The organism is Stenotrophomonas sp. PS02289, assembly GCF_029960115.1.
In the GTDB taxonomy this organism is placed as follows: Bacteria; Pseudomonadota; Gammaproteobacteria; order Xanthomonadales; family Xanthomonadaceae; genus Stenotrophomonas.
In genome coordinates this window covers 18600-45071 of record NZ_JASCOZ010000018.1, presented here as the reverse complement: position 1 = coordinate 45071, position 26472 = coordinate 18600, and the positions used below count along the sequence as shown (strand labels likewise).

At 67.1% G+C, this 26472-nt stretch carries 25 protein-coding genes; 13 read left to right on the top strand and 12 right to left on the bottom strand.

Features of this window, described 5'->3' with window-relative positions; all coding sequences use genetic code 11:
• Positions 1-71: 71 nt before the first annotated feature.
• The 4 genes from QMX83_RS04560 to QMX83_RS04545 form a co-directional block, all read right to left on the bottom strand.
• A complete protein-coding gene (locus QMX83_RS04560; protein WP_282295473.1) occupies positions 72-1328 on the bottom strand; it encodes a sigma-70 family RNA polymerase sigma factor in 1257 nt (418 codons plus the stop codon).
• A 17-nt stretch (positions 1329-1345) separates the two neighbouring features.
• On the bottom strand, positions 1346-1762 hold the full coding sequence (locus QMX83_RS04555) for a VOC family protein (RefSeq protein WP_282295472.1): 417 nt from the start codon (positions 1760-1762) through the stop codon (positions 1346-1348).
• Positions 1763-1837: 75 nt separating this feature from the next.
• Positions 1838-2266, bottom strand: a complete 429-nt coding sequence (locus QMX83_RS04550) for a VOC family protein (RefSeq protein WP_282295471.1) — start codon at positions 2264-2266, stop codon at positions 1838-1840.
• 46 nt (positions 2267-2312) lie between these two features.
• The gene (locus QMX83_RS04545; RefSeq protein WP_282295470.1) at positions 2313-2732 is read right to left on the bottom strand and encodes a YciI family protein; all 420 of its coding nucleotides are present in this window, start codon (positions 2730-2732) and stop codon (positions 2313-2315) included.
• Positions 2733-2943: 211 nt separating this feature from the next.
• Here QMX83_RS04545 and QMX83_RS04540 point away from each other — a divergent pair, with 211 nt between their 5' ends.
• The gene (locus tag QMX83_RS04540) at positions 2944-3324 is read left to right on the top strand and encodes a YciI family protein (RefSeq protein ID WP_282295469.1); all 381 of its coding nucleotides are present in this window, start codon (positions 2944-2946) and stop codon (positions 3322-3324) included.
• Positions 3325-3343: 19 nt separating this feature from the next.
• On the opposite strand, the gene QMX83_RS04535 is transcribed toward QMX83_RS04540, so the two are convergent.
• Positions 3344-5431: a gluconolaconase gene (locus QMX83_RS04535; RefSeq protein ID WP_282295468.1), complete on the bottom strand. Its 2088-nt coding sequence runs from the start codon at positions 5429-5431 to the stop codon at positions 3344-3346.
• Positions 5432-5559: 128 nt separating this feature from the next.
• Between QMX83_RS04535 and QMX83_RS04530 the strand changes: the two genes are divergently transcribed.
• A complete protein-coding gene (locus QMX83_RS04530) occupies positions 5560-7077 on the top strand; it encodes a hypothetical protein (protein WP_282295467.1) in 1518 nt (505 codons plus the stop codon).
• Positions 7078-7086: 9 nt separating this feature from the next.
• Here the strand turns inward: QMX83_RS04530 and QMX83_RS04525 are convergent, their stop codons facing one another.
• Positions 7087-7860, bottom strand: coding sequence for a lytic transglycosylase domain-containing protein (locus QMX83_RS04525; RefSeq protein WP_282295466.1), 774 nt, complete (start codon positions 7858-7860; stop codon positions 7087-7089).
• Between the two features lie 214 nt (positions 7861-8074).
• Here QMX83_RS04525 and QMX83_RS04520 point away from each other — a divergent pair, with 214 nt between their 5' ends.
• Positions 8075-9670, top strand: coding sequence for an EAL domain-containing protein (locus QMX83_RS04520; RefSeq protein ID WP_282295465.1), 1596 nt, complete (start codon positions 8075-8077; stop codon positions 9668-9670).
• A 167-nt stretch (positions 9671-9837) separates the two neighbouring features.
• The gene (locus tag QMX83_RS04515; protein WP_282295464.1) at positions 9838-11469 is read left to right on the top strand and encodes an ATP-binding cassette domain-containing protein; all 1632 of its coding nucleotides are present in this window, start codon (positions 9838-9840) and stop codon (positions 11467-11469) included.
• Between the two features lie 103 nt (positions 11470-11572).
• On the opposite strand, the gene QMX83_RS04510 is transcribed toward QMX83_RS04515, so the two are convergent.
• Positions 11573-12907, bottom strand: a complete 1335-nt coding sequence (locus tag QMX83_RS04510; RefSeq protein ID WP_282295463.1) for a GTP-binding protein — start codon at positions 12905-12907, stop codon at positions 11573-11575.
• A gap of 68 nt (positions 12908-12975) precedes the next feature.
• Between QMX83_RS04510 and QMX83_RS04505 the strand changes: the two genes are divergently transcribed.
• Positions 12976-13350: a MerC domain-containing protein gene (locus tag QMX83_RS04505; protein ID WP_282295462.1), complete on the top strand. Its 375-nt coding sequence runs from the start codon at positions 12976-12978 to the stop codon at positions 13348-13350.
• A 1214-nt stretch (positions 13351-14564) separates the two neighbouring features.
• On the opposite strand, the gene QMX83_RS04500 is transcribed toward QMX83_RS04505, so the two are convergent.
• The gene (locus QMX83_RS04500) at positions 14565-14840 is read right to left on the bottom strand and encodes a metal/formaldehyde-sensitive transcriptional repressor (protein ID WP_282295461.1); all 276 of its coding nucleotides are present in this window, start codon (positions 14838-14840) and stop codon (positions 14565-14567) included.
• 76 nt (positions 14841-14916) lie between these two features.
• On the opposite strand from QMX83_RS04500, the gene dmeF reads away from it, so the two are divergent.
• The gene (gene dmeF / locus QMX83_RS04495; protein WP_282295460.1) at positions 14917-15921 is read left to right on the top strand and encodes a CDF family Co(II)/Ni(II) efflux transporter DmeF; all 1005 of its coding nucleotides are present in this window, start codon (positions 14917-14919) and stop codon (positions 15919-15921) included.
• Between the two features lie 80 nt (positions 15922-16001).
• Here dmeF and QMX83_RS04490 read toward each other — a convergent pair whose 3' ends face one another.
• Both QMX83_RS04490 and QMX83_RS04485 read right to left on the bottom strand, forming a co-directional pair.
• Positions 16002-16679: a hypothetical protein gene (locus QMX83_RS04490; protein ID WP_282295459.1), complete on the bottom strand. Its 678-nt coding sequence runs from the start codon at positions 16677-16679 to the stop codon at positions 16002-16004.
• A 256-nt stretch (positions 16680-16935) separates the two neighbouring features.
• Positions 16936-17271: a hypothetical protein gene (locus tag QMX83_RS04485; protein ID WP_282295458.1), complete on the bottom strand. Its 336-nt coding sequence runs from the start codon at positions 17269-17271 to the stop codon at positions 16936-16938.
• Between the two features lie 112 nt (positions 17272-17383).
• Here QMX83_RS04485 and QMX83_RS04480 point away from each other — a divergent pair, with 112 nt between their 5' ends.
• On the top strand, positions 17384-17806 hold the full coding sequence (locus QMX83_RS04480; protein WP_282295457.1) for a hypothetical protein: 423 nt from the start codon (positions 17384-17386) through the stop codon (positions 17804-17806).
• Positions 17807-17914: 108 nt separating this feature from the next.
• Here QMX83_RS04480 and QMX83_RS04475 read toward each other — a convergent pair whose 3' ends face one another.
• On the bottom strand, positions 17915-18400 hold the full coding sequence (locus tag QMX83_RS04475) for a transposase (protein WP_282295456.1): 486 nt from the start codon (positions 18398-18400) through the stop codon (positions 17915-17917).
• A gap of 136 nt (positions 18401-18536) precedes the next feature.
• On the opposite strand from QMX83_RS04475, the gene QMX83_RS04470 reads away from it, so the two are divergent.
• The 5 genes from QMX83_RS04470 (at position 18537) to QMX83_RS04450 (ending at position 25101) form a co-directional block, all read left to right on the top strand.
• Positions 18537-19379 carry an MnmC family methyltransferase gene (locus QMX83_RS04470; RefSeq protein ID WP_282295455.1) on the top strand — a complete coding sequence of 281 codons (843 nt, stop codon included), beginning with the start codon at positions 18537-18539 and terminating at the stop codon, positions 19377-19379.
• Positions 19380-19547: 168 nt separating this feature from the next.
• Positions 19548-20309 carry a hypothetical protein gene (locus QMX83_RS04465; RefSeq protein ID WP_282295454.1) on the top strand — a complete coding sequence of 254 codons (762 nt, stop codon included), beginning with the start codon at positions 19548-19550 and terminating at the stop codon, positions 20307-20309.
• Positions 20310-20327: 18 nt separating this feature from the next.
• Entirely contained in the window at positions 20328-23627 is a 3300-nt protein-coding gene (locus QMX83_RS04460) for a winged helix-turn-helix domain-containing protein (RefSeq protein ID WP_282295453.1), read from the top strand.
• Between the two features lie 37 nt (positions 23628-23664).
• Positions 23665-24036: a hypothetical protein gene (locus QMX83_RS04455; RefSeq protein WP_282295452.1), complete on the top strand. Its 372-nt coding sequence runs from the start codon at positions 23665-23667 to the stop codon at positions 24034-24036.
• 135 nt (positions 24037-24171) lie between these two features.
• Positions 24172-25101 (top strand): GAF domain-containing protein, encoded by a 930-nt coding sequence (locus QMX83_RS04450; protein ID WP_282295451.1) that lies wholly within the window; start codon positions 24172-24174, stop codon positions 25099-25101.
• 7 nt (positions 25102-25108) lie between these two features.
• Here QMX83_RS04450 and QMX83_RS04445 read toward each other — a convergent pair whose 3' ends face one another.
• Positions 25109-25282: a hypothetical protein gene (locus QMX83_RS04445; RefSeq protein WP_282295450.1), complete on the bottom strand. Its 174-nt coding sequence runs from the start codon at positions 25280-25282 to the stop codon at positions 25109-25111.
• Positions 25283-25365: 83 nt separating this feature from the next.
• Between QMX83_RS04445 and QMX83_RS04440 the strand changes: the two genes are divergently transcribed.
• Positions 25366-26355 (top strand): winged helix-turn-helix transcriptional regulator, encoded by a 990-nt coding sequence (locus QMX83_RS04440; RefSeq protein WP_282295449.1) that lies wholly within the window; start codon positions 25366-25368, stop codon positions 26353-26355.
• The last annotated feature ends 117 nt before the right edge of the window (positions 26356-26472 follow it).

Here is a 26472-nt window from a genome sequence, read left to right as displayed (position 1 = left end):
ACGCAGGGCGTGGCTCTACGGCAGTCCCGGATTCCGTAGAGCCACGCCCTGCGTGGCTGCTCGGCGCTGGGTCAGGCGGGATGCCGGGCCTTGGCCAGCAGCAAGGCCTTTTCGCGCACATTGGTAGCCAACTCAGCCGCCCGCGCGAACGCCTCCGCCGCCTCGTCCAGACGCCCCAGCTGCGACAACAGGTCGCCCTGCACCGCCGCCAGCGGCGCGTACTGCTGCAACCGGGCATCCGCCGCCAGCGACTCCACCAGCGGCCAAGCGGCGGCTGCGCCTTCGGCCCGCGACACCGCCACCGCGCGGTTGAGCTCGACCACCGGCGAGGGATTCACCTGTGCCAGCCGGGCATACAACGCGGCCATGCGCGCCCAGTCGGTGTCGTCCACATGGCGCGCGCGGGCATGGCAATCGGCAATCGACGCCTGCAGCACATACGGATCGTCCGCCCCGCCCAGTTCCAGTGCGCGGCGCAACGCCGCCTGCCCCCGCGCCACCTGCAGGTGGTCCCAGCGGCTGCGGTCCTGGTCCGGCAGCAGGATCGGATTGCCTTCGTCATCCACCCGTGCCCGTGCCCGCGAGGCCTGCAGTTCCATCAGCGCCAGCAGGCCGTGCACCTGCGGCCACACCGGCAGGCGCTGCTGCAGGATCCGGCCCAGGCGCAGCGCCTCCTCGCACAGCGCCGGGCGCATCCAGTCGTCGCCGCTGCTGGCCGCATAGCCTTCGTTGAACACCAGGTAGACCACTTCCAGCACCGAGGCCAGCCGCTCCGGCAGCGCCGCCTGGCGCGGCACCTCGAACGGCACCTGCTTGCTGGCCAGGGTGCGCTTGGCCCGCACGATGCGCTGGGCGATGGTCGGCTCCGGCTGCAGGAAGGCGCGCGCGATCTCCTCGGTGGTCAGCCCGCCGAGCAGGCGCAGGGTCAGCGCGACGCGTGCATCCGCGCCCAGCACCGGGTGGCAGGCCACAAAGATCAGCCGCAGCAGGTCATCGCCGATATCGTCGGCCAGCGCCTCGCTGTCGTCGGGCAACGGCAACGGCTGCGGTTCCAGTTCGCTGCCCCATTGTGCATGCTGCCCCGCCACCCGCTGGTGCTGGCGCAGCACGTCGATGGCGCGGTTGCGCGCGGTGGTCATCAGCCACGCTCCGGGATTGTCCGGTACGCCCTGCTCGGGCCAGCGCTCCAGCGCGGCCAACCAGGTGTCCTGGACCAGTTCTTCGGCCCGCCCCACGTCGCCGCCCAGCATGCGTGCCAGGCGTGCGATCAGAGCCGGCGCTTCCATGCGCCAGAGAGTATCCAGTCGGTGTGTCAGCGTGGCATCCATGCCGGGAATGAAACCACTCAGCCCGGCGCGGCGTCCATATCCATGTGGGCCACTTCCCACAGGTGCCCGTCCGGATCCTGGAAGCTGCGCTGGTACATGAAGCCGTAGTCACGCGGTGGCTGCGGCTCGGTGCCGCCGGCTTTCAGCGCCTTCTCCAGCTGTTGGTCCACCGCGTCCCGGCTGGTCGCCGACAGTGCGTTGATCACCGCCGCCGTGGCCTCGGTGTCCGCGATCGGTTTGCTGATGAAGGTCTCGAAGAACGGCTTGCGCAGCACCATGACGAAGATGTGCTCGCTGATCACGATGCACGCGCCGTCGTCGTTGGAGAAGGTCGGGTTGAGGGTGTAGCCGAGCGCGGTGTAGAAGGCTTTGCTGCGGTCGAGGTCCTTGACTGGCAGGTTGACGAAGATCATCTGTTCGTTGGTCAGTTTCATCGAACGTTCCAGGTGTGCGAGGGCCGGCCAACGGCCGGCGCTACCAGTGAGTTTCCGTGGCGGAATGGAATGGCGTTACGGGAACGACTTCATGAAGTTGACCATCCACGGCTTGCCGTACTTGTCTTCGAGCATGCCCCAGCGGTGCGCCCAGAAGGTTTCGCCGATGGCCATGGTGACCTTGCCGCCTTCAGACAATTCCTTGAACACGCGTTCGGCTTCTTCAATGCTGTCCACGTCGATGTTGATGGTGGTGGTGCCGGCACCGTCGGACGGCGGGCCGTCGGCGGCCATCAGGATCGCCTCGCCCACTTCCAGCTGGCTGTGCGCGACCAGGTTCGGGTCCAGCGGACCGGGGGCATCGCCGCAGCCGTCCATGTTGTCGCTGGGGGGCATGTCGCCGTACTTCGTCTCCGAAGTGACGTTGCCGCGCAGCACCTTGGCGTAGAACGCCATGGCTTCGTGGGTCTGGCCATTGAAGCCCAGGAAGGGAATCAGTTTCATCAGCGGTCTCCAGGTAGTGACACGCCATGCGTGTCATCGAAAATGTTCAGTCGTTCTTTTCAATCTGATCGCGCAGACGCTGTTCCTGCGCACGTAATTCCGGGGTGAAGGCTTCACCGAAGTCCTCCATGTCATACAGCGCGCGCAGCTCGACCACGTCGTTGGGGGCAAACGGCGCGCGCTTGGCCCACTCCAGCGCCTCGTCCATCGAGCGCACCTGCCACAGCCAGAACCCGGCGATCAGTTCGCGGGTCTCGGCAAACGGGCCATCCAGCACCCTCGGAGCGGACCCGCCGTAGACCACCCGGTGGCCGCGATGACTGGGCTGCAGGCCTTCGCCGGCCAGCATGATCCCGGCCTTGACCAGTTCTTCGTTGAAGTTGCCCATCGCGGCCAGCTCGGCCTCGGTGGGCAACACCCCGGCTTCGGTCTCCGGGCTGGCTTTGACGATCACCATCACTTTCATTGCCGTGTCCTGTTCACGGGCCCGGTCGGTGGGCCCTTCATGACATACGACGTGCCAGTGGAGCGCGGATCGACATCCCCGGCAAAAATTTTTGCGATCCCGTCATGTCTTGACGGTTTCAGCCTGAACAGGAGGAATTTGGCGCACTGCAACACCCCCGTAGCGCGGGCTGCGGCATGATGGCCGCCTTCCCCCTGCCGGTGGACCGACCATGCAATTCCTGCTGCTGATCAACATCGACCCGAACCTCATCCAGGCGCTGCCGCCCGAGGAGTACGACGCCCACATGCGCGGCTGCCTCGCCCACGCTGACGAACTGCAGGCCCAGGGTACCCTGGTGATGTCGCAGCAGCTGCAGCCGGTGCAGCAGGCCCGCACCCTGCGCGTGCGTCAGGCGCAGGAGCGCATCACCGACGGTCCGTTTGCCGAGACGCGTGAGTTCCTGGCCGGGTTCAATCTGATCAATGCGCGTGATGCGGATGACGCGATGCGGATCGCGCGCGAGTTCCCATGGTCGCGTTACGGCAGCATTGAAGTGCGGCCGGTGGCGGATATGCAGGCCGAGCGCGTGCGGGTGAGCGCCGCCGCGTAAAGCCGGGCAGAGCCCGGCTCTACGGGACTACTGTGATCTTCAAATCACGCGGCCCCACCGCCTCATTGCCGCTGTAATCACGCGCACTGGCGCGGATGATGTACTCCCCCGCCGGTAGCGCCTCAGGCGACCAGCGCCCTGTCTCCACGAGACCATCGCGCACCGTGTTGGTCACCAGGTAGCGGAACCGGGTCACCGCGCTGCCATGCACGGTGATGCCGCTGTCCGGCGCATACGCCACCACGGTGGCGCTGCGCTCGCGCGGCATGCGGTTGAACACGATGTTGAAGCGCGGCTGCTCATAGCCCTGCAGCGGTTGTCCGGCCGCATCCAGGATCTGGTAACCCACCTGATACAGGCCCAGGCGGCGGCGCGGCAGGTTTCGGTCCACCTGGTCCCACGCTTCCACCACGATCTGCACGCCCGGTCCCGTCTGCGATACCGGCACACGCCCCTCTGGACCGGCCTTGATCGGCTGGTCGGCATCATCCAGCACTTCAACACCGGTGATGCGCGGCGCATAGGCATCGGCGTATCCGGTGAAGCCCAGCGCCACCGCGTTGCGTTCGAAACCGCTGGCACCCACGCTCAGATGCACATGCGCCATGCGGTTGATGCTGCCCAGCGGGTCGCCGGCGGCGAAGCGGGTGCCGCGGCGTACGCGCACACGCTCCAGCTTGCCGTCCTCGTCCAGCAGCTGCGGCCAGCGCGCGTCAAAGGCACGCCCCTGTGCATCGCGACCCACCTTCATATGGATGTAGCGGATGCGATCCAGCGACAGCCCTTCGGCCTGGTCGCCCACCGACCACGCGGCGAACGGCGTGCTTACCTTGCCGTCGGCCACCGCCCGGACGGTCTGGCCCACGTCACCTCGGATATCGAAGCCATCGTGCAGGTGATGCCGGCTCTCGCCCTTGAAGCTGCCGCGCACCTCGCCCAGCGTGCCCACCACCTCGTGCCAGCCCAGCTGCGGGTCGAGCGGCCAGCGGCCGCCGGTGGCCGGCAGCGGCGCATCCGGGGCGGGGCCGATCAACGCCGGAGGCGGGGTAGGCGCGTCCGCTTGCGCGGGATGCAGGTGGTGCACGCGGTAGGACGCGGCATCGGCGAGGTACAGCCCGCCGTCTGCGTCCAGCGCCACGCCGGTGGGCCGCGAGAAGCGCGGCTGTGGCGGCACGCCGACCAGCGCCACTGCATGGCCGTGCGCGGACACCTGCACCAGCTTGCCGTTGATGTCGCTGACATACAGCACGTCATCGTGGGTGACCGCGATCGCCATCGGCCCGCTGATCAGCCCGCCGTCGGCCACCAGCGTGTCCACCGTGCCGTCCGCTGCCAGCCGACGCACCGCATTGTTGTAGAGATCGGCCACCAGCAGGTTGCCGTGTGCATCCAGCGCCAGCGAGACCGGGGTATCGAAGCGCGCGCCGACGCCGGCACCGTCCACGTTGCCCGGCGCGTCGCCACCGGCCAGCGTGCGCACCTGACCGTCGGGCTCAATCACACGGATGCGGTCATTCCAGGTATCGGCCACATACACGCGCCCCTGCGCGTCCACCGCCACGCCCATCGGCCCGTTGAAGCGCGCCTGTGCAGCGATCCCGTCGGCAAAGCCGGGCTGGCCATCGCCGGCCAGCGTGCTCACCGTCCCGTCTGTGCCGATACGGCGGATCACGTGGTTGCCGGTGTCGGCCACGTACACCGTGCCGGCCGCATCGACGGCGAGCTGCGACGGGGTATTGAACTGCGCCTGTGCGGCCGGGCCGTCGGTCCAGCCTTCGCCATGCCCGGCCAGGGTCTCCACGCGGCCATCCGGCCACAGCCGGCGGATGCGGTTGTTGTCGCCCGCATCGGCGACGTAGACCACGCCATCGGCACCCACCGCCACGCCATACGGGTCGGCAAACCGCGCCTGGGCACCCGCGCCCTCCTGCAGCCCACCGACGCCATCGCCCGCGCGCAGGTCGATCTGCGGGGTCCAGCCCAGCACCGTCGGGGCCGGGCCGGGATCCGGCTGGGGTAACGGGTCAGGCCGCAGGAAGGTCCAGGCCAGAGCGCCCAGGACCAGTACCACCACGCCTCCCACCAGCGTCCATTGCGTGCGCGTCATCTGCAACTTTGTCCTGATCCGCCCTCGACGATAACGGCTTCGCCAGCGCCTGCCCAGCCGGCGCCGCGCTTGTGCCATTGCCCGGTTCCGGTTTCAATCGGGGCATGACATACGCAAGGAAGCTCTGCATGCCCGTCTGTTCCCGCCACGCGCTGGCACTGCTGCTGGCCGTACTCGGCACGTCGACTCTGCCGCTGCAGGCCACAGCGGCCGGCACTGTCCAGGTCGCAAAACCCGCGCTCGCCGGCGACCCCGCCTTGCTGGATGCACTGAAGTCCGCTGCCGAACAAGCCATGGAGGGTGACACGCTGGGCGCGGGCATCGCCTACGACCGCCTGCTGCCGGACCCGCGCATGGCCAGCCTCGACGTGCGCGTGCGCAGTGCCGCATGGTTGATGGGGGCCCAGGTGGCCGCGCGCCAGGGCAAAGAAAAGGTGGCCCTGCAGCGCCTGGACACTGCCCTGCAGGTCGACCCGCACAACGGTGCCGCGCGCCTGGTGCTGGGCCAGCACCAGATCTTCAAGGACGAGATCGACGCGGGCACCGACAATCTGATCCAGGGCATCGTCGACACCGACGGGGCTCCGGAGCTCGACGCCAACTTCGTGCATCACCTGCACCTGCGTCTGAAGCAGGAGCCGGTCCGCCGGCTGGCCTTGCTGCAGGCGCTGTTCGACCACCAGTGGAAGATCGAGGGCGTCGAGCCCATGGAGTTGTGGACCGTGCTGGCCACGCTGCAGGTCGAGGCCAACCAGGGTGACAAGGTCGTTGCCACACTGGAGCGGATTGATGCGCCGCTGACCCTGGTGACCCTGCGCAGTGACAAGCGCTTCGATGCCTATCTGCGTCGCGATGACCCGCGCCATGACCCGGTGGCCGCCGCGCGCCGACGCATCGACCAGCTGCGCGTGGATACCATGCTGTCGCCGGGTGTGAACCAGATGGCCACGGAGCTGAGCCACGCATTGCTGGTGGCAGGCGAACTGGAGGATGTGGTGGGCATGACCCAGCCACTGGAAGACATTGCCAGCAAGCTGAGCGCCAGTCCGGGCGAGGAAGGCCAGCACATTGCCTGGCTGCTGGACCATCGCGCCATCGCGCTGCGGCGGCTGGGTCGCTTCGACGAGGCCGTTGCCACGCGCGAGCTGGCCGCGCGCATGGCCGACCCCGCGCAGGATTCGGTCAGCCAGGCCTTGAACCTGGGCACCCTCTACGTCGGCCTGCACCGCCCGGCGCTGGCCCGACAGGCGGTCAAGGACCTGACCCACCTCAGCAGCTACGGCGACGGCATACTGCAGCTGGTCAACCTGCGCGCCGCTCTGCAGCTCAATGACACCGCCGCCGCCGAGCAGGCCCGTCAGGCCTTGCTGGCACAGCGCGACGTCAATCCCGTGCTCTATCGCGAAGGTCTGCTGATCGACAACCGCATGGACGACGCGGCGGCTTCGCTGATCAGCCAGCTGCAAGACCCGATGGAGCGCGGCAGCGCCCTGCGCGACCTGCAGGAACTGCGCGAAGGCCCGCCGCTACCCGCCAACGCCACCCTCCACGCCCGCCACCGGGCGCTGGCGCAGCGCGCGGATGTACAGGCCACGGTGAACCGCGTGGGTCGCATCGAGACGTATCCGCTGTTCGACGGCAGCTGAGCGCAGCGCCTACCGCGCCGGGGTCTGCGGGGCACCGCCCATCGCGTCGCGGTAGCGCACATACAGCGCGCTGACCTTTTCCACATAGGCCAGGGTTTCCGCATACGGCGGGACGCCCTTGTAGCGGGTCACCGCGCCGATGCCGGCGTTGTAGGCCGCCGCTGCCAGCGTGCGGTCGCCCTTGTAGCGCTTCAGCAGCGCCTGCAGATAGCGCGCCCCGCCGGTGATGGACTGGTCGGCCGAGAACGGGTCGGTTACGCCGAGTTCGGTGGCGGTGTCGGGCATCAGCTGCATCACGCCCTGCGCGCCCTTGGGGGATACCGCGCCCGCATCGAAGTTGCTTTCGGCATGCGCGATCGCCCGCAGCCAGGCGTCTTCGACTCCGGTGGCACGCGCGGCCGCCTTGAACTGCTTCGCATGCCGGTTCAACTGCGGCGGTCCGACCTTCCCCAGGCCCGGATGCGCCGGTTCGCCCGGGGGTGTGTTCACGGTGAACTTCAGGAACACCCGCGACCCCGGCAGGTTGCGGGTGGAGTACACCAGCCGCCCGTCCTGTTCGCGCTCGTACAGGGTGCCGCTGAACACCCCCATGTTGCCCCACAGATTGGGGGTCTGTACCGCGTTGTCGTCTAGTTCCTGCGCGGTGCACTTGGAACCCGGCTCCGGCGCGGTGGCCAGGCTGACGGTGTTGTTCTGCACGCACCGGTAGACCGTCCGCGCCGCCGCCGGCGCACACGCCAGCAGCGAAACAAGGGCCATCACGACAACCGGCGGACGCTTCATCGGCTCTGGGCCCGCAGGGGCCACACACAGGGTGGCGCGATGATCCTGCCGGCCCCATGAGGGTCGGGTGACGGCTTCACCCCGCTCTTGCGGCCCGATACCGACACTGGGCAAATTCCGACAGCCATCTACGGGAAGTCCTGTTCCAAAAGCCGGCCGCGGGTGGTGTCATAGCGCTGCCCTGCATCCCCATACCCCTTCGACCGAGGTCAGCTTGAAGCGCGCCAGGACCATCGCCGCCATCGTGCTTGGTGCCCTCATCGGCGCCGCGCTGCCCGTGATCACGGTGGCGTACTTCAGCTGGCTCCGCCAACAGGAGGTTGAGCAAAGCACCCTGGCGTCCACGGCCGAACGCACCCTGCTGCGCGCGCACCGTGCCTACGAGGGCGGGTTGCAGGCACTGCGCAAGCTCAACCAGACCCGGGTGCCGCCCTGCTCACCCGAGCATGTGCAACTGATGCGCAACCTCGCCGTCAGCACCCGCACGGCCGAACAGGTGGGCTATTTCGAGCGCGGCAAGCTGCGCTGCACCTCCTGGGGCATGACCGAATCCGACATTCCCGAGCCTATCGCGGACCACACCACCGCCGACGGGGCCGCGCTGACCTTCGGGGTGCGCCCCCAGGCCGGCGACGGCAGCCCGATGCTCGCGATGCAGCTGGGCAAGCACGACCTGCTCATCGACCCGAGCCGCTTCGTCGATGTCATTGCCGACCCCACCGTGCGCCTGGCCGTGGCCACGCCGGACGGACGGCTGGTGGCACAGCAGGCCCTGCCCGACCAGGAGCTGCTGTCCCGGCTGCTGCGCACACCCGCCACCGGGCACACCACGCACAGCTGGTATGCCACCGCCCAGGACCATGAGTGGCTGGCCATTGCGGTGTCCCCTCGCACCGGTTTCGTCGACAGCCTCGGCCGCCAGCCCTGGGCGCTGCTGCCGCTGGCGGTGATCGGTGCCCTGCTGGGCGCGCTCGGCGCGCTGTGGCTGTCACGCCGACGCCACAGCCTGCGCAATGAGCTGGCCAGCGCCGTGCGCCGGCGTGAGTTGAGCATGCAGTACCAGCCCATCATCGAACTGGACACGGGCGTCTGCGTCGGCGCTGAATCGCTGGTGCGGTGGTGCCGCGCCGATGGCACCCAGGTGAAGCCGGATCTGTTCATACCGGTGGCCGAAGAGACCGGACTGATCGACGCGCTCACCGACCATGTCATCGACCTGGTCATCAACGACATGCGTGATCTGCTGGTACGTGATCGCAGCGCCCACATCGCCATCAACCTGTCGGCAGGCGACGTGGGCAGCGGGCGCGCGCTCAAGGTGCTGTCGGCCAAACTGCAGGGCACCGGCATCCACCCGCAGCAGATATGGCTGGAGGCTACCGAGCGCGGCTTCATCGACATCGAAGGCGCGCGCAGTTCGCTGGCGGCGGCCCGTCGCGCCGGCCATTGCGTGGCCATCGACGACTTCGGCGTCGGCTACTCCAGCCTGCAATACCTGCAGACCCTGCCGCTGGATGCGTTGAAGATCGACAAGTCGTTCATCGAGGCCATTGGCACGCACAGCGCCACCAGCCCGGTCACATCGCACATCATCGACATGGCCAAAACACTGGGCCTGTTCACCGTGGCAGAAGGCGTGGAAACCTCCGCCCAGCTCGCCTATCTGCAGGCGCGGCAGGTGGAGTTCGGCCAGGGCTGGCTGTTCTCGCGCCCGCTGTCCTCCAGCGAGTTCATCACCTACCACGAGAAGCGGCTCAAGCAGTACGGCAAGGCCAAGGAAAACATGCAGAACCCCAACAGCGCGATGTGACACCGGGCGCTACGGGGTTACAATGGCCCCGCGGCAGCCAGCCGCCCTGTGCTGAGGTATGCCCGCATGCGCCATTGATGCCGCCGTCGCAATGACGGCCTGACTCCCTTCCGCCCTGCCCGTGCAGGTGGCGGTTCGCTGGGATTTACGGCATCCATGGAGGTCGCATGACCGCATTTTCTCTCACGCTCGACCGCGTGACGTTCACCCTGCCCGAAGGTCGGGTGCTCTTTTCAGATCTTTCCACGTCCTTCGACGCCACGCCCACCGGTCTGGTGGGGCGCAACGGCGTTGGCAAAAGCGTGCTCGGCCGCCTGCTCGCCGGCCAGCTCACGCCCACCGGCGGCCAGATCCAGCGCCAGGGGCGCGTGCATCTGCTGGCGCAGCACAGCGGCACGCCAGCCGGACGCATTGCCGATCTGGCCGGGGTGGCTCCGGTGCTGGATGCATTGGCGCGCATCGAAGCGGGCAGCGTGGACCCGGACGATTTCGCCTGCGTCGGCGAGCGCTGGTCCCTGCGTGCGCAGTTGCAGGCGCTGTGGCAGCAGCTCGGTTTGCCGGCACTGGACCCCAACGCCCCCGCGCGCCAACTGAGTGGCGGCCAGGCCATGCAGGTCGCCGTGGCCGGTGCGCTGCTGTCCGACGCCGACGCCCTCGTGCTGGATGAGCCCAGCAACCATCTGGACAGCGCGCACCGTCAACGCCTGCTCGAGGCACTGGGGCAGTGGCGTGGTGGCTTGATCGTCATCAGCCACGACCGCACCCTGCTGCGCCAGATGCAGCGCATCGTCGAGCTCACGCCGCACGGGCTGCACAGTCATGGCGGCAACTACGACCTCTACCTGCAGCAGAAACAGCAGGCACAGCGCGCCGCCGAATCCGAGCTCGCCCTGCGCAAACACGAACGCCGTCAGCAGCAGCAGGCCGAGCGCGAACAGCGCGAACGGCAGGCCCATCGACAGGCGCGGGCCACGCGCGACGCCCGCACCGCCAACCAGGCTCCCATCCTGCTGGGCGGCATGAAGCAGCGCAGCGAACACAGTGCCGGTCGGCTGCAGGCGCAGCTGTTGCGTCGCCGCGCTGACAGTGATGAGCGGGTGCGCGCGGCCGCCGCGCAGGTCGAGGCGGATGTGCAGGTGGCGCTGCTGACACCCGCGCTGGAGCGGATGCGTCCGCAGGTCGCGGTGGAGTTGCGCGACGTGCGGCTTCCGTTGCTGGCACCACCGTTGGACAGGATCGACCTGCGCATTCCGGGCGGTGCGAGGGTGGCGGTGTGTGGCGGTAATGGGAGCGGAAAGTCGACATTGCTGCGGGTCATGGCCGGGCGTTTGCCGCCGCTTTCCGGGGAGGTGCGACGCGCGGTGGATTGTGCGTTGCTGGAGCAGAGCGTGTTTGAGGAGGGTGGGGCGGTTGTTGCCGAAGGCAGCGGGGCAGAGCCCCGCTCTACCTTGGCGTTGTTGCAGCGGGCGAATCCGATGGAGAGCGAGGGCGTGCTTCGGACACGGCTGGCGTTGCTGGGGCTGGACGCCGAACGCATTCTTCGCCCCCTGCACACCCTGAGCGGCGGCGAGCGGATGAAGGCAGCGCTGGCGGCGGTGCTGTATGCCGAGCAGCCGCCGCCGCTGCTGCTATTGGACGAGCCCGGCAATCACCTCGACCTGCCGTCGCTGGCCGCACTGGAGACAATGCTGCGCAGCTACACCGGCACCCTGGTGATGGTGTCGCACGATGACGCCCTCCTGGAGGCGGTAGGCATCACCCATCGCCTGGAGGCCACCGCCGCAGGTTGGAAGCCGTAGAGCCGGGTCTTGCCCGGCTGCTTTTCGCGCCGGAAAACGCCCCAGCCACGCATGGCGTGGCTCTACGGCACAGGTCGTTCCCCTAGCCACGCAAGGCGTGGCTCTACGCCCCCCGCGCCCACACCGGGAACGCATCCGGCAGCACCTGCCACACCATCGGCCCCGCGCGCATCTCTTCATCATTCAGCAGACACGCATCCAGTTCCGCCCGCACCGCACGCTCGTCCATCGCCACCCCGATCACCGCCAGTTCCTGGCGGCGATCCCCCCACAGCGGGTGCCACATCCGCCGCATCGCGGCGTACTCGCCCGGGTCGCTCACTTCATGCGCGGCCGGCAGGGCCGCGGTCCAGCAGGACGTCTGCTGCCGCACCCAGCCGGCATCGGTGTAGGGAATCTGCGGCGGCGGCAGCAGCGGCACGGTGTCCTCCAGTCCCGCATCCACACGCTCACGGGCCGCATACCAGAACCCGGCCGCCTGGGTGCGGGTGGACGCCCCCACGCTCGACAGCTCGCCCACCCAGTCCATGCGGTTGGCCAACCAGAAGAAGCCCTTGCTGCGGATCACGCTGTTCAATCCCGTTTCCAGCGCGCGTGCGAAACGCTGCGGATGGAACGGGCGACGTGCGCGGTAGACGAAGCTGCTGATGTCGTACTCCTCCGTCTCCGGTGTGTGCTCGCCGCGCAGCGCCTGCATCCAGCCCGGGGCCAGCTGCGCGCGCACGAAATCGAAACGAAGCGTGTTGAACACTTCATGCATCGGCACATCACCGTGCCGTGACAGCACCAGGCGCGCATCGCGATTCATCGCGCGCAGCACCGCCAGGGTCTGCTGCAGTGTGTCGTCGTCGATCAGGTCGCACTTGCTGACCACGATCACGTTGGCGAATTCGATCTGCTCGGCCAGCAGGTCCACCACCCCACGCGCATCGTCCTCGCCGGCCTGTTGCCCGCGGTCGGCCAAGCGGTCGCTGCCGGCGAAGTCGTGCAGGAAGTTCTGCCCGTCCACCACCGTCACCAGCGTATCCAGCCGCGCGATGTCGCCAAGGCTGAAGCCCTGCGCATCGCGCACCTGGAACGTGGCGGCCACCGGCATCGGCTCGGCAATGCCGGTCGATTCAATCAGCAGGTAGTCGTAGCGCCCGGCCGACGCCAGCTGCTTCACTTCCTGCAGCAGGTCGTCACGCAGCGTGCAGCAGATGCAGCCATTGCTGAACTCCACCAGGGTCTCTTCGGTGCGGCTCAGGGCCGCACCGCCGTCGCGGACCAACTGGGCGTCCACGTTGATCTCGCTCATGTCGTTGACGATCACCGCCACCCGCAGACCATCGCGGTTGCGCAGCAGTTGATTGAGCAGGGTGGTCTTGCCCGCGCCCAGGAAGCCGGACAACACGGTCACCGGCAGGCGCGGATCGGAAGCAGCAGAAGAAGCGTTCATGGCAGGGTCGGCTGGAAAGGAGAATAAATGTTACTGTATAACACTCGAAAGCCAAGGGTCCCCCACCCATGAAGCACCCCAACGCCTCCCTGCTGGACGCAGGAGCCATTGCCCTGTCTGCGCTGTGCCTGCTGCACTGCCTGGCCCTGCCACTGCTGGCTGCCGCCCTGCCACTGCTGGGGGTCTGGGCCGAAGCCGAGTGGGTCCACGTGCTGTTCGTGGCGATCGCCGCGCCCACGACCGGCATTGCGCTGTGGCGGGCCCATCTGCGTTATCCGGTGCCGCTATGGGCGGGCGCGGTGGCAGTTGCTGGGCTGTTGTTTCTCTTGGCCGGCGCAGCGGAGTGGCCCAGCCATGACACGGAGACGCCGATGACGGTGATCGGCAGCCTGCTGCTGGCCGGCACGCACGTGTGGAACGGATGGCGGCGGCATCGGCATTGAGGCCATCGGCCTTCTGATGCGAGGACCCCGCCGACGACATACGCCTGGCGGGGCCTTGCCTATGCGATTTCAATTCCCATCCAGTTTGGCCGCTAACTACGCGGGCCTAGCTGAGTTGGAGAAATCTTGCGCGATCGACTAACGGATAGAAATGGTGCCCGTCGCATGTCCACATTGCCTGGGGACACAAGCCTCCATTCTGGAGTTGATGAAGCGAGGCTGTCCCACGTAACAATTCACCCATACCTGCCTATCGTCATTGAACGCACCGCCGTAGTTCCAAGTCTGTGAGAAGCTGCACCGCCCATTATCGGCGGAGGCAGTCGCGGATAGAGGTCCAGCGACGCTACTTGTTGCACGTGCTCGCCCATGCACCAGCAAATTGCCTACAGGAAACGAACCGGAAGGAGCTATGGCGAAGACATAGTCGGTGGACTTTTCGGATGCCCCGCTTTGCAGACCGGATGTTTCATCGTGCGACTCTCGTTGAGCACGCGGTCGCTGGCATCCCCACCCACTAACTGCACCAGAGATCACGGATTCTCCGTCAAGCGACGGCTCCAAACCATGCTCCGCACAAAACTCCTCGTGATACTTCGTGGTTGCCTCAGTCTGAATGCTTGGATCGTAAACGTAGGTTTTTTCATCCACTTGATCCAACCGCTGCTCCACCTTCCTAGTGCCACCGTTGGGGTCCGGCACTGAACTAGTCCGAACGACAATCGTGTTTCCCGAAGAATCCACTTCTATTCGATCAGAGTAGGGCTGCTCTTCGCTAGCTGCTGCTACGAATGAAGTAGCGATCAGGAAATACGCCAATGACTTCATGGGCTTGCGCCTCCTTGGTTGGGAGCGGCGAGTCTTCATCTCTGAAATCATCAAAAGTGTGAACTGCGTCGAAGAATTGAAACGCGATCAAGACGCGCGTTTCTCGGCCAAGCGTCTTGGCTCGCAACGCCTTGTGTACCAACGCCAGAGGCAGCTTCCACGATCAATAGATCGCAAAGCCAGATGCAGCCGATCGCGTCATCTGGCTGCGCATCCTTGTCGGCAATGGCACGCTCTGCGAGATGTTTGCACCGCTGAATGACCACCGCACCTATGCGCCGCGTTGGCACCTGCGTGATTCACACCCATGCCGTTTCGGATCCTCAGCTACCGCATCGCGATCGGCATGACCCAGACGTAGCTGGCAAGCAAGCCAAACCTTCTGATCAGCGCCCGTAAGACCGCAGCAGCTTCACCAGCACCTGTGCTTCTTCCGCACGCTCCGCCGGATCGTCGGACGACACCACGTGCGCCTGCAGGTGCTCATCCAGCAGCGCCATCAGCAACCCGTGCGCGGCACCGCGTACGGCCGAGGCCTGCACCAGCACGTCGCTGCAATCGGCGTCTTCGTTCTGCAGGGCGGTTTCCAGTGCAGCCACCTGCCCGGCCATCCGACGGACCCGGGACAGAAGTGCTTTTCGGTGTTGGTTGACGTGTGCCATGGGCCGGAGCATACACTGGACGCATACCCCCATGGGGTATACATTGCACACCCTCGCCCGCCCTCCGTGCCCCGCCATGTCCCTCGCCGCTGCCGCCGACGCCCGCCGCCACAGCCATCACTTTGACGACGGCAATCCGTTGGCCGAACGCCGGACCCGCCGCGCGCTTTACCTGACGGCGGTGATGATGGTCGTGGAGATCGTGGGCGGCTGGTGGTTCAACTCCATGGCGGTGCTGGCCGATGGCTGGCACATGAGTTCGCACGCGCTGGCGCTGGGCATGGCCGCATTCGCCTATGCCTGCGCCCGCCGCTACGCCCATGACGGTCGCTTCGCCTTCGGTACCTGGAAGATCGAGATCCTGGGCGGCTACACCAGCGCCATCGCCCTGCTCGGTGTGGCCCTGCTCATGGCGGTGCAGTCGGTGGAGCGCCTGTTCGTACCCAGCAGCATCCACTACAACCAGGCCATTGCCATCGCCGTGGTCGGGCTTGTGGTCAACCTGATCTGCGCCTGGTGGCTGCATGACAGCCCGGGGCATTCGCATGGTCACGGTCATTCGCATGGTCACGGTCATTCGCACGGCCATGGCCACGCACATCACGACCACGGGCATCACGATCACCACGACCACGCCGGCCACGCACACGGCCACCATCAGGACCTCAATCTGCGCTCGGCGTATCTGCACGTGTTGGCCGATGCCGCGACCTCGGTGCTGGCGATCGTGGCCCTGATCGGCGGCAAGCTGTGGGGCGCGGCGTGGTTGGACCCGGTGATGGGCATCGTCGGCGCGGTCTTGGTCACCGTGTGGGCCATCGGCCTGCTGCGCGATACCGGCCGCATCCTGCTGGACGCGCAGATGGACGCGCCCGTGGTGGCCGAAGTACGCGAGGTGATCGAACAGGGGCCGTGGTCGGCGAAGCTGGCCGACCTGCACGTCTGGCAGGTCGGCCGCGGCAAGTTCGCCGTCGTTGCCAGTGTGGTCAGCACCGACGCGGTGTCCGCCGACACCCTGCGCGATGCCCTGGCCATCCACGAAGAACTGGTGCACATCACCGTCGAAGTGCACCAGATGTAGAGCCGGGCTCGCCCGGCTGCGTGACGTACGGGCCCGGTGAAATTCAGCCGGGCAGAGCCCGGCTCCACGTAGACGGATGATCAACGCACCGTCATTTCCCCGTTGCTCGCCGTGCATCGCTTGGGAATACAGGCTTCGGTCCGCGTAGAGATGACACGGGGACGATCCACATAACAGTTCACCCACACCTGCTGGGCGTCGTTGAACGCACCAGAGTACGACCAGCTCTTCGACATCCGGCAGCGCCCGCCGTCCGCCGTGACGCTGGTTGCAAGCCTCCCAGCTTGACTGCTCTTGGCTGTCACGTACCCATAGGCAATGAAGTTTCCGACCGCGACGACACCGTTGGGTGCCCGGGCGCTGACGAAATCGGGGGCTTCGCTCAGGATGGATGCGTCCGAAGGTGCCCCGGGTTCCAGATGATCCTTTGGCCCCTGTGTGGGTCGACATCCCCACCCGCTGACCGCACCGGACAGCACGGTTTCGCCATCAAGCGATGGGACGCCTCCATGCTGTGCGCAGAACGCCTCGTGATATCGGTTGGTGGCTTCACTCTGGATGCTGGGATCGTAGATGAACGTCGTTTCGTCCACCGGATCCAGCCGCTGCTCCACGTACCGGACGACACCGTTTGAATCGACGGCAGCACTCGTACGCACTACCACGCGATTTCCAGCGGCGTCCGTCTCATAGCGGTCTGTGTAGGAGTCGGAATTGCTGGCACTTGCCGTGAACGAACTTGCCAGTAGCAGGTACATCAAACACTTCATGCGCTTTGCCCTTGTTGGTTGGGAGCGCGAAGTGTTGTTCCGTCATTCGGTCGAAAGTGAGCACCGCGTCATGAAAGCGACTGGCGGTGCTACTGATGTGACTCGCGAATCATCGACATCCCACCGAACCCCACTGTTATCAATGACTTGATCGCGGTTGGGGGACATCCGTGGGCGCTCTGGCATTTGGCCATTTCGACCTCTGCCTGTTTCTTCTTTGTCGCGATCGGCTGCGAGAGCCTGGCTACAGCTTGAAGATCATCCCCAGCAGAAACAGTCCCAGCGGCAACGAACTGAACACTGCACCGGCCGTTCCCAACCACGGCCAGCGTTCGCCTCGCACGCGCGAACCCAGGCCGACAATCACGCCGACGATCGAAGCCCCCAATACCCCCAGCGAGATGCCTGCATTGCCCAGCAGCCAGCGCCCCACCTCGGGCGAGGCCTGGCCCACCGCGTAGGCCACCGCGAACATGGCCGGGGCCACCAGGAAGCTGCCGATCCCCAGCAGGGGCGCACGGTTACCCGGCATACGGGACGGGGCAGAGGAAGAGGCAGGCGAAGGCGTGGGGTCTGACATGGGGGTATGGGTGAACGGGTCAGCTCCCACCGTACACCATCGCCCGGTCTGCACACCGCTCAGGCGCAGGGTGCGGCACTATGACGCAACATCTGCCGTCAGGAGAACCGCCGTGCGCGCCTTGCCCTGTCTGCTCCTGCTCCCCCTACTTCTGCTCACCGGCTGCGGCAAGCGCAATGCCGGCGACGCGGTGTACTCCGCCGACCCCATGCTGGGCTGCTACAGCACTCACCCCCGCAAAGCCGCGGACTTCCGCATTGAACAGGAACAGGGGCGGTACTACGTGTCCTTCAACCGCGACGACCAATGGCAACGCGAGGCCGCACCGCTTCAGGAAGCCCGCCGCGACGAAGTGGCCAGCTACTTTCCCAGCGACGCCGATCAGATCGACCGCGCCCTGGTCCGCAACAGCGGCGGCTTCGGCTTGTTCCACCTCAAGCCCGGGGCATCGCTACGAGGAAAAGCCAAGGACAGTGACTACATGACGCTGGTGCTGATCGGTGCCGGCCCGGTGTTTAGAACAGGCTGCGACTGATACAGGCACCTCCACCCGAGGTGCAGCGCAGCGGCGAACCGCGGATATGCAGCTGACGCCAGCGCGACGAGCGCGCCCAACGGTGATGCCATCCCCTGTAAACCACGTTCATTCCACCCCCGCCCCATGGCGGCGACGGCGGTGGATGGAGCTGTACGGCCACTGCGCGGGCTCGCGCACGTGCCCCTGCTGCACCGGGCAGTGGTGCACCCATGCGATGTGCTGCTGCAGGGCCGCCGCATCCACGATGCGCTGCTGCGGGAAGTCGGCCTGCCACAACGGCCGCGCGCAGCGGTCGCGACGCAGCAGCGCGCGCGGTGGCTGGCCGGGCAGCTGGCGGTCGAACACCGCCTGGATCTGCCGCCAGCGGGACTCGCCTTCTTCATCGCCCGGTGGCAGGGTCCACACGCCGTGCAGCTGGCTCGGCAGCACGACGATGGCGTGCAGCACGAACGGACGGGTGTGGCGCGCAATGCGGAAGGCCCGACGCAGCACGTCCGGCTGCTCCACCAGCAGGCGGCTGCGCGGGTCGCGCAGGTAGGCACTGAAGCCCCAGGTGTTGTCGAACGCCGGATACGGGTTGGGCATCTCCATGCAGCCAGTGTGCGAACCGCCTCCGCCGCCCGCGATCAGCGCAGCCCACCCGCTCGGGTCGTCCGGCGACGCGTTGGCCGGTAGGAAATCACCGGCTCGGGTACCCTACCCACCCCGCTAGCCTGCCCGACTGCCCGTGCCCCACTACACCGGTCCCCTGCTTACCCGTTCCTCCGCCGATGCCCTGGCGCGTGCCCGCGACAGCGGGGCCGGCGAATGGACCGGCTCGCTCGACCTCGGCCGCAGCACCGGCACCGCCACCCTGGCCGCCGACCACTGGCAGTGGCAGGGCCAGCGCTACGACTACCCGGGCAAGACCAAGGACCGCACCTTGTATTACTGGGACGGCGAGGAGTTCCTGCCGGTCTCGCGGTTCGGCTCGGCGCTGATCAAGCTGGTACCCACCGAATGGGACGCCCCCACCTTCGAGATCGACGGGATCAAGATGCTGCCCAGCGCGCAGGTCTCGCCGTTCGAGGACGCGCGCCGCAAGGTGGCCCTGGTGGCCCCGGCGGGTAAGACCGTGCTCGATACGTGCGGCGGCCTTGGCTACTTCGCGGCCTGCTGCCTGGAGGCCGGGGTCACCCGCATCCAGTCGTTCGAGAAGAATCCCGACGTGCTGTGGCTGCGCACCCTCAACCCGTGGTCGCCCGACCCGGACGCGGCCAGCAGCGGCGGTCGGCTGTCGCTGACCCAGGGCGATGTCTCCGAGCAGATCCAGACACTGGAGAACCGGTCGGTCGACGCCATCCTGCATGACCCGCCCCGCTTCGGCATTGCCGGCGAACTATACTCGCAGGTGTTCTATGACCAGCTGGCGCGGGTGATCCGCCCGGGCGGCCGGATGTTCCATTACACCGGGGCCCCGAACAAGCTCACCAGCGGCCGCGATGTGCCGCGCGAGGTCGCCAAGCGGCTGGAGAAGGCCGGCTTCAAGCCCGAGCTGGCGCTGGACGGGGTGTTCGCCGTCAAGCGCTGAAGCACTTTTCACTTTCCTTATAAATCAACACGTTGAGCTTCCGGAAGGTTTCCGGCAAGCATCTCCAGGCCCCTTTGAGCAGCATCGGACCCCGTACTCCGACCGCATCAACGAGGCCCGTCATGCACATCCTCCCGGTTGCCGAACACCTCCACGAGGGTGCCCGCCATGTGCAGCCCTGACGCCCGCGAGCCGCTGTTCCGGCGCTCGCTGCCGGACGAAAGCGGTCAGCCGCGCTGGGACCGGGCACCGGACTTCCCGCACCTGCCGTCGGTGAACAACCAGGTGTTCGTGCGCTGCGCCAATGGCAGCGGCAGCGACGTCCCCGGCCAGCTGTTCGTGGCCATCGGCCACCCGCCGCTGCCGTGCTGGCCCGACCTACTGCAGCCGCTGGCCCCGCAGCCGCGGCTGCCGGCCCCGCCGGTCATCATGCGCAACGTGCGCGACCTGCAGAGCTTCTTCGAACACCATCCCGGTCATGCCCAGCGCAGCGTCGCCTACGGCATGGCCGACCGCTATACCTTCCAGGCCCGCTACGAGCAGCGCGACGCCAGTGCCGCCATGCAGCTGGAGCTGCGCGCGCACGCCTGCCCGCCGGCCTGGACCTTTTCGGTGCTGGGCAACGACGCCAACGGGCCGTTGCAGATCGCACCGTTCGTGCTGGGCCGTGCCAATGGCTGGGTGAGCTGCCTGGCAACCGTGCCCGCCGGCTATGAAGACACCCTGACCCTGCACATCGACACCCACGGCCATATGCCCGGCGAGGAAGCCCGGGTGGACCTGGTGCTCTCGGTGCAACTGCCTGTGCAGGGTTCGACTGGGCGTGAGCAACCCACGCTGTTCCGGCTGGGTTGCCACTCCTGGCGCGCGCAGCCGCCAGCCATGGATACGGCCTGGCCTGCGCGCGGGGTGGCCTGCGACCTGCTTTGAAGCACGACGGTCTTCACATTGCCTTACTATCTGCGCATCAGCCGCCGGTTGTGTGCGCTGACGGCCAAAAAGGGCAGTGCGTTGAACGAACCTACTCCGCAGGTCCCCGCTGTCGAGCACTTCCGCGTCGGCGACTGGATCGTGTATCCGAAGGAAAACGCCCTGGCCAGCGACGCCGGCCGGGTGAGCGTTGAGCCGCGCGCGATGGAAACCCTGGAGTTCCTGGCCTACAACGCCGGCACCGTGGTTACCCCCGAGCGCCTGCTGGTGGAGTGCGGTGCCGACCTCAGCCTGGGCGACAACCCGGTGCAGAAGGCCATCGCCCAGCTACGCAAGGCATTGGGCGACAGCGCCGTCGCCCCGCGCTACATCGAAACCATCCGCAAGCGCGGCTACCGGCTGATCGCCCCGGTGACCCTGCCCGCCGGCTATCGCGGCCCGGTCGCGCAAGCCGCCGCGCCCGCTACGCCGGGCAGTCCGTTCCGTGGCCTGGACGCTTTCGACAGCGACGACGCCGCCGTGTTCTTCGGCCGCAGCGCTGCGGTCGAGACCCTGGTGCAGGCGCTGGAAGCGCAGTGGCAGCAGCAGTGCGCGTTCGTGCTGCTGGTCGGAGCCAGCGGCAGCGGCAAGAGTTCGCTGCTCAACGCCGGTCTGATTCCGCGCCTGGCACCGCCCGGTGTCGGCGCACTCGACGTGGTCGCCATCGCCCGTGTGCCGGGCCGCGGCCCGGGTACCCGCACACTCGCTGCCGCCGTTGCCGACGCATTGGTGACCACCCTGCAGCCGGCGCTGCTGGAAGGCCATGACGTCGACACCTGGCAGCAGTCGCTGGAGCACACCCCCGAGCGCGCGTTGCAGCAGCTGGCCGACCGCATCCGCAGTGCCCAGGGTGCACGCCAGGGCGATCGCGCACCTGCGCTGGTGCTGGTGATCGACCAGCTGGACGACTTCTTCGCCGAGGACGGCGACCCTGCGCAGGCCGCTCAGGATGCGGCACTGCTCGAACAACTGGCACGCAGCGGCCACATCGCGGTGGTCGCGGCCTGCCGCAGCAGCGCCTACCCCGCCCTGGCCAGCGTGCCCGGACTGCTGGCACTGAAACAGCCCAGCGGCCACGTCGACCTGGCCCCGCCCGGTCCGGCCGAGATTGCCGAGATCATCCGCCGCCCGGCGCAGTTGGCCGCGCTCTCGTTTGAAGAAGGTCCGGACGGACGCCTCGATGACGTGCTGCGCGACTCCGCCGTGGCCCAGCGCCATGGCCTGCCGCTGCTGCAGCACACCCTGCAGCTGCTGTACGAACACCGCCAGGACGGTGGCCGGCTGGGCTTTGCCGCCTACACCGCCATCGGCGGGCTGGAAGGCGCGCTGCGCCAGCACGCAGAAAAGGTAATGGCGGCCGTTTCGCCCGCCGCGCGCAACAGCCTGCCCAACGTGCTGGTACAGCTGGTGCGTTACTCCGCCGACGGCGAGCAGATCAGCTGCGTGGCGGCACCGCTGCAGGCGTTCGCGCCCGGGCCCGAGCGCGAGCTGGTGGATGCGCTGCTCCGCAACCGTCTACTGGCAGGTACCGCCGAAGACAACGCCCCTTCCGTGCAGATCGCCCACGAAACCCTGCTGCGCGCCTGGCCGCGCGCCGCCCAATGGGTGGCCGACAACCGCGACGACCTGCACCTGCGCGAGCGCCTGCACCTGGCCGCCCAGCGCTGGCAGCAGGAAGATCAACGCCGCGACCTGCTGCTTCCCGGCGGCCGCCTGCTGGACGAAGCGCGCGAGCTGCTGCGGCGTCGCCCGCAGCTGCTGGACAGTCCCTGCCATGCGCTGGTGGCCGCGTCGGCACACCGCGAGCAGCGCCAGCGCTGGATCAAGCGCGGTGCGATCGGCACGGTTTCCGCGCTGGCGGTGGTGGCCATGGCCGGTTTCGGCATCGCCCACCATGCCCGCTTGCAGGCCGAACAGGACCGCGAGCGCGCCGCCGGCCTGGTGGAATACATGCTCGGCGACCTCACCGACCGGCTCGAGCAGGTCGGCCGGTTGGACCTGCTGGATGAAGTGGGCACCCGCATTCAACACGACCTGGCCGGTGCCGACGCACGCAGCCACGACACCCGCCTGGAACGCTCACGCGTGCTGCGCCAGCTGGCGCGCATTCGTGTGGCGCGTGGTGTGCTGGATGACGCCGCGCCGCTGGCCACCGAGTCGCTCGCCCTGGCGGAGCAGGTGGCCCAGGAGCAACCGAAGTCGGCCGACGCGCAGTTGAACCTCGGTGAGTCGCACTACTGGAACGGCTACCTCGCCTTCCTGCGCAACGACACCGCCGGCGCACTCCAGCACTGGAATGCGTACCGCGTCGCCACCGAACGCGCCACCGTGCTGCAGCCGGATAATTCCAAGGCCTGGCTGGAAGCGTCGTACGCGCTCAACAACCTGGGCACGCTGGCCCGCAGTGCAGAGCAGAACGCGCAGTCGCTGCAGCTGTTCCAGCAGTCGCTGCAGCACAAGCGTCGCGCCCAGGCACTCAACCCCGACGACGTGCGCCTGCGCGCGGACCTCGCCGACAGCCTTTCGTGGGTGGCGAGCGCACACGACCGCCTGGGCCAGTGGCCGCAGGCACGCATCGCCTACGACGAAGCGGTGAGCGTGATCACCCAGGTGCGCGAACGCGCGCCGCAGGATGCCGAATGGAAACACCGTGAAGCCGTGCTGCACACCCTGCGCGGGCAGATTCTCTCCAGCCTGGGCGAACGCGAAGCGGCACACACCGAGCTGGTCGCCGCCACCCGCCTGCTCGACCAGATTGGCGAAGCACAGCCCGATCGCAGCGACTGGGCCCGCGACCGCAGCGTGACCCACCGCACCGCCGGCGAACTCGCGCTGGACGTGGGCAACCTGCCCGATGCCACCGCACACTTCGTCATTGCCGACCGCCTGCTCGGCGCGCTGCTGGAAAGTGGTGCCGAGGTGCGTGAGCTACCCCGGCTGAAGATCCGCTCCGCACTCGGTGCCGCGCGCCTGGCGCATGCGGCCGGGCAGACCGGCACCGCCACGCAGCGTCTGGCGCAGGCCCAGGGCTATCTGGACGAAATGCCGCCGACCGAAAAACCCTCGCGCCGCGAACGCCTGCTGCGTGCGGAAACCAGCGTACTGCGCGCCGAGCTGGATGCCGCCCATCTGAGTGCACACACCGAGCAGCTGCGCCAGGCCGCGCTGTGGCTGGGCAACGAAGAGCAGCGTGCCACGGATCGCGAAGCCCGCGACCTGTGGCAGCGGCTGGCTCCGCTGCTGGCCCAGCTGCAGCCGGCACCGCCATTGATTCATTGATTCCGTGCCAGCTGGCACATCACAGGGGGATGTAAGCATGTACGCAGTTCCGACAGATACGTTTGATCTCACCGTCATGTACGTTGGCGAGGGCGGCAACACCGACGACGGCAAGTACTTCTACAAGTTCTCTCCGGAGATTCTGCTGACCCACAAGGCCGGGAACATCAACATTGTCCTGACCCCGAAGAGTACGAAGGGCATCCGGATCTTCACCGTTGTCGACAACGGAGGTGGGGAGATGGGACTGCCTGAGGTTGCTCCCGACGGACGTTCGGCGACGGTGTACGACAGCGTGTCCAGGCCCGCCCTGATCAACGTGGCCGTGGTGGTTACCGATGGCGAGAGCGAGCCCGGCGAACGCAAGTACATCGTCTGCGACCCGCAGGTGATCAACGTTCCGGACTGATCCCGCGGCTCCATGCGGCAGCGCACGGTGTGCGCAGCTGAATCGCCGGTTCACCGCCTCCACCTGGGCTTAACCCGGCGCGCACCGCTCCTGACCTACGCTATGGCCTGAGCCATACGTAGGTCAGGAAACTGCATGTCCTTGAGCACTACCCCCCGCCTTGACGAAGCCGAGCGCCAGCGCGCGCTGGATGCCCTGCACATCGTAGGCAGCCTGCCCGAACCGGCCTACGACGACATCGTCAAAGTTGCCGCCGCCGTGTGCGGCACGCCGATGGCGCTGGTCACCCTGATAGACCGCGACACCCAGTGGTTCAAAGCCCGGACCGGCCTGGACGGACACCAGACCGAACGCAATGTGGCCGTTTGCGACCATGCGATCCGCCAGCCCGGCCAGTTGATGGAAATTGGCGACCTGATGCAGGACAGCCGCTTCGCCGACAACCCCGTACTCAACGAGATCGGCGCACGCTTCTATGCCGGCATGCCGCTGGTCACGGACACCGGTGCCGCCGTGGGCAGCGTGTGCGTGGTCGACCTCAATCCACGTGAGCTCAGCCAGACCCAGCGCGAAGCGTTGGAAGCACTCGCGCGGCTGACCATGAACCTGATGGAAAGTCGCAGCCGCGAGCGCGAGCAGCAGGTCGCCACCATCCTCGAGCAGGCCGTGACCGTCGAGGATGCGCCCGCTCCGACCAGTGGCGGTGACTACAGCGTGGTGATTCTCGAACTCCAGAATCTGGACGAGGTCGCCCGCCGCGTCGGCGAGCGCACTCTGGACCGCCAGCTCACCCAGCTCGACCAGGCATTGGAGCAGTGCCTGCAGCTGGAGCGCGGCGACAGCATCAACCGCGTCACCGGCAGTGGTGAGTTCATTGCCGTGCTGGGCACGGATGATCCGGCGGATACGCTGGCGCGGATTCAACTGGCTGCCGAGCCGATCACCGCTGCACTGGGCACGCGCCTGCTGCTCGGTGCCGCTTCCACCAGCACGGGCGAATCCAACAACGTGCTGTTCCTGCGCGCCGACCAGGCGCTGAGCCAGGCCAAGGACGCGGCGCGCTGACGCGCCGCTAGTCCCCGCGCGGCAGCTTGGCCGCCCACATGTTGTCGACCAGATTGGGATAGGCGCGCCCGTTTTCTTCGGCGCGCTGTTTTGCTGCGTCCTTCTGCGCCGCAGAGAGCGGCTGCCCCTTGCGGGTTTTGGGGTTGGGCTTTTTCCAGGGGGGCGTGGTGGTTTTCTTCATGGGGTCCGCGCGCTTACGTAACACGTTTTTGCACCGTATCAGGTTCGATGTTACAGTTGAATCAATGGTTACGGAGCCACGCCATGTCCCTTCTGATCGATGGAGCACAGCGCTATCTGGCCGATCTGTTGCCCGGCGATGTCTCGGACGTGCGCGCCTTGAAATTGCCGACCCTGCCCTACTTTCTGCAGGACGCGTTTGAACTGGGTCAGCTTCGGGTTCATGGCCACGAGGTGGTGCTGGCGGCCGCCAAGACAGCGCAGTCGCAGCAGACCCTGCACCGCATGCTGTCCAGGCTGCGTGACGCGGCCCAAAGCCGGGTGCTGTATGTAGCCGGGCACCTCACGTCGTACGAACGCAAGCGGCTGCTGAGCGAGCGCGTGGAATTCGTCGTGCCCGACAGCCAACTCCACGCGCCGAGCCTGGCGCTGGACCTGCGCGAGCGGCCTACAACATCGGCACCTCGTTCCGAGGTGCTCAGCCTGGGACCGGCAACGCAGGCGGTTCTGCTCACCCTGCTCCTCAACGACGGCGGCGACATGACGACGCGTGCCATAGCGCGAAAGCTTGGCTACTCGCCAATGACGGCCAGCCGTGCCAATCGCGAACTTGAAGCAGCGGGTCTGGTGCGTGTGTACAAGCAGGGCTCCAGCTCCATGCTGGCGTTGGCCGGCTCGCGCTCTGAAATGTGGGCACATGCCAAGCCACTCATGCGCAGCCCGGTGACCAAGGAATTGCACCTCGCAGGCCCCGTGCCCGAGCGCACCGGCCTGAAGTTGGCTGGCGAGAGCGCGTTGGCCGAGCTCACGCTGCTGTCGCCGCCTGCAGAACCGGTATTTGCCATCGGTCCAAGCGACTGGCGCACGTACGGGTCGGAATTCAATCTGCGCGAACAAGCCGAATCCGACACCTTCAAACTTCAGATATGGAGCTACAACCCGTGGCTTTGGGAAAACCGGGCCACCGTAGATCCCCTTTCTCTTACGCTCAGCCTTCAGGACGTTTTTGACGACCGTGTGCAGATTGCACTGGACGAACTGGAGAGCAGTGCGTGGGAGAGATCAAGCGCATAGTTGCCGCAGACGCCTCCACAAAGTCTCCGCAATCCCCGTAGAGCCGGGCTTTGCCCGGCTGAACCCACCCGAATCCCCCAACGAGCCGTAGTGACACGCCATGCGTGTCCTCGACCA

What these genes read in the sequence shown, in the direction of transcription:
- QMX83_RS04560 (WP_282295473.1), bottom strand. Translation starts at nt 1,328, where the DNA reads ATGGATGCCACGCTGACACACCGACTGGATACTCTCTGGCGCATGGAA.
- QMX83_RS04555 (WP_282295472.1), bottom strand. Translation starts at nt 1,762, where the DNA reads ATGAAACTGACCAACGAACAGATGATCTTCGTCAACCTGCCAGTCAAG.
- QMX83_RS04550 (WP_282295471.1), bottom strand. Translation starts at nt 2,266, where the DNA reads ATGAAACTGATTCCCTTCCTGGGCTTCAATGGCCAGACCCACGAAGCC.
- QMX83_RS04545 (WP_282295470.1), bottom strand. Translation starts at nt 2,732, where the DNA reads ATGAAAGTGATGGTGATCGTCAAAGCCAGCCCGGAGACCGAAGCCGGG.
- QMX83_RS04540 (WP_282295469.1), top strand. Translation starts at nt 2,944, where the DNA reads ATGCAATTCCTGCTGCTGATCAACATCGACCCGAACCTCATCCAGGCG.
- QMX83_RS04535 (WP_282295468.1), bottom strand. Translation starts at nt 5,431, where the DNA reads ATGACGCGCACGCAATGGACGCTGGTGGGAGGCGTGGTGGTACTGGTC.
- QMX83_RS04530 (WP_282295467.1), top strand. Translation starts at nt 5,560, where the DNA reads ATGCCCGTCTGTTCCCGCCACGCGCTGGCACTGCTGCTGGCCGTACTC.
- QMX83_RS04525 (WP_282295466.1), bottom strand. Translation starts at nt 7,860, where the DNA reads ATGAAGCGTCCGCCGGTTGTCGTGATGGCCCTTGTTTCGCTGCTGGCG.
- QMX83_RS04515 (WP_282295464.1), top strand. Translation starts at nt 9,838, where the DNA reads ATGACCGCATTTTCTCTCACGCTCGACCGCGTGACGTTCACCCTGCCC.
- QMX83_RS04510 (WP_282295463.1), bottom strand. Translation starts at nt 12,907, where the DNA reads ATGAACGCTTCTTCTGCTGCTTCCGATCCGCGCCTGCCGGTGACCGTG.
- QMX83_RS04505 (WP_282295462.1), top strand. Translation starts at nt 12,976, where the DNA reads ATGAAGCACCCCAACGCCTCCCTGCTGGACGCAGGAGCCATTGCCCTG.
- QMX83_RS04500 (WP_282295461.1), bottom strand. Translation starts at nt 14,840, where the DNA reads ATGGCACACGTCAACCAACACCGAAAAGCACTTCTGTCCCGGGTCCGT.
- dmeF (WP_282295460.1), top strand. Translation starts at nt 14,917, where the DNA reads ATGTCCCTCGCCGCTGCCGCCGACGCCCGCCGCCACAGCCATCACTTT.
- QMX83_RS04490 (WP_282295459.1), bottom strand. Translation starts at nt 16,679, where the DNA reads ATGTACCTGCTACTGGCAAGTTCGTTCACGGCAAGTGCCAGCAATTCC.
- QMX83_RS04485 (WP_282295458.1), bottom strand. Translation starts at nt 17,271, where the DNA reads ATGTCAGACCCCACGCCTTCGCCTGCCTCTTCCTCTGCCCCGTCCCGT.
- QMX83_RS04475 (WP_282295456.1), bottom strand. Translation starts at nt 18,400, where the DNA reads ATGGAGATGCCCAACCCGTATCCGGCGTTCGACAACACCTGGGGCTTC.
- QMX83_RS04465 (WP_282295454.1), top strand. Translation starts at nt 19,548, where the DNA reads ATGTGCAGCCCTGACGCCCGCGAGCCGCTGTTCCGGCGCTCGCTGCCG.
- QMX83_RS04455 (WP_282295452.1), top strand. Translation starts at nt 23,665, where the DNA reads ATGTACGCAGTTCCGACAGATACGTTTGATCTCACCGTCATGTACGTT.
- QMX83_RS04450 (WP_282295451.1), top strand. Translation starts at nt 24,172, where the DNA reads ATGTCCTTGAGCACTACCCCCCGCCTTGACGAAGCCGAGCGCCAGCGC.
- QMX83_RS04445 (WP_282295450.1), bottom strand. Translation starts at nt 25,282, where the DNA reads ATGAAGAAAACCACCACGCCCCCCTGGAAAAAGCCCAACCCCAAAACC.
- QMX83_RS04440 (WP_282295449.1), top strand. Translation starts at nt 25,366, where the DNA reads ATGTCCCTTCTGATCGATGGAGCACAGCGCTATCTGGCCGATCTGTTG.